This is a genomic window from [Mycobacterium] manitobense (assembly GCF_025821665.1).
Lineage (GTDB): Bacteria > Actinomycetota > Actinomycetes > Mycobacteriales > Mycobacteriaceae > Mycobacterium > Mycobacterium arseniciresistens.
The window spans coordinates 1-416 of the sequence record NZ_JACKSJ010000259.1; the positions used below are offsets into that span (position 1 = coordinate 1).

The window sequence follows — 416 nt, forward strand, 5'->3', positions numbered from 1 at the left end:
CTTCGTGCGCAGGCATGTGGGCGCCATGCCCGATTGGCGCGCCGACGAGTGGGGTGTGCCGGTGAACCAGACCGACATGGCGGCCACCCTGATCGGCGCGCTCATCGCCCCGCCGGCCGCCAGCCTCGGCATGGGCATCCTCAGTTCGCCGCAGGACCTGGACGCCGTCGCGCACCTGACCCGCTATGTCGGTTGGCTGATCGGCGTGCAGGACGAATGGCTGCCGCACAACTTCCGGGACGGTATCCGGGTGCTCTACCACACCCTGACGGCCCTGTCGGCGCCCGACGAGACGACACGTCAACTGGCCACGCCGATGGCCGACGATCCACTGGCCTGGCATTACGACAATCTGCGGGCGCTGCGTCGCCGGATGGCGCGGGCCCAGCACCTGTAGGTGACGAGCGCCTTCCTCG

Annotated in this window: 1 protein-coding gene; it reads left to right on the forward strand. The window is 69.5% G+C overall.

What is annotated here, in order from left to right; genetic code table 11:
* A partial coding sequence (locus tag H7I41_RS29170) for an oxygenase MpaB family protein (protein ID WP_264016145.1) occupies positions 1–397 on the forward strand: 397 nt, incomplete at its 5' end.
* Between the last annotated feature and the right edge of the window lie 19 nt (positions 398–416).